The 902-nt window shown below is 59.8% G+C and carries 2 protein-coding genes; both read left to right on the top strand.

What is annotated here, in order from left to right; translation table 11 throughout:
* The first annotated feature begins 2 nt into the window (after nucleotides 1–2).
* Nucleotides 3–179 carry a substrate-binding domain-containing protein gene (locus tag H6B10_RS14710; RefSeq protein WP_204652277.1) on the top strand — a complete coding sequence of 59 codons (177 nt, stop codon included), beginning with the start codon at nucleotides 3–5 and terminating at the stop codon, nucleotides 177–179.
* Nucleotides 180–285: 106 nt separating this feature from the next.
* Nucleotides 286–902 (top strand): PstC family ABC transporter permease (locus H6B10_RS14705; RefSeq protein WP_204652276.1); only part of this gene is annotated, 617 nt, incomplete at its 3' end.

The raw sequence follows: 902 nt of genomic DNA, 5'->3' as shown, positions 1-902 counted from the left end.
GTATGGCCAGCCGTGAGCTGAAGGATACCGAAACTGCCGAAGGCGCCACCGCCACCGTGCTGGCCATGGACGGCATCGCGGTCGTTGTGAACCCCGCCAACACCACCGCCGACCTGAGCGTTGACCAGATCAAGAGCATCTACACCGGCGAGGCCACTGTTTGGGCTGACGTCCAGTAAGTTCCGCATCCTCCAACGGCTGTTGCAGCTCCGGCAGTGACAGCCGCTTTTTATGGTAGGACCCATCGGTTTCCCCTTTGAACCCCAAGGAGCGTGTATAGGAAAAATGAAAACGAAAACCGCCAAGACCCGGGAATGGGTCATGCAGGGCGTGTTTACCGCCTGTGCCTGCATCTCGATCCTGGCCGTTGCGCTGATCTGTGTGTTCCTGTTCGCCAACGGTCTGCCCACCATCTTCAAGATCGGGCCCCTGAACTTCCTGCTGGGCACCACCTGGAAACCCGGCAACGATATCTACGGCATCCTGCCCATGATCCTGGGCTCCATCTATGTTACGGCGGGCGCTATCATCGTGGGCGTGCCCATCGGTCTGCTCACCGCCGTCTATATGTCCAAGTTTGCCTCTCCTGCCGTCAACAAGGTCATGCTGCCTGCGGTCCAGCTGCTGGCGGGCATTCCCTCGGTGGTGTACGGCTTCTTCGGCATGGTGGTCATGGTTCCTGCGGTGCAGGCCATGGTCAAGAGCGACTTCTTCAAGGATGTACTGGGCGTCAAGAGCGGCAAGGGCATGAGCCTGTTCACCGCGGCCCTGCTGCTGGGCATCATGATCCTGCCCACCATCATCACGGTGAGCAAGGCCAGCCTGGACGCTGTGCCGGAAAGCTACTATGAAGGCAGCCTGGCTTTGGGCGCCACCCATGAACGCAGCGTGTTTTTTGCCGT

This window comes from Gemmiger formicilis, assembly GCF_016901605.1.
Classification (GTDB): Bacteria; Bacillota; Clostridia; order Oscillospirales; family Ruminococcaceae; genus Gemmiger; species Gemmiger formicilis_B.
Note: the sequence above shows the minus strand (reverse complement) of the source record. Positions and strands in the feature narration are given on the sequence as shown.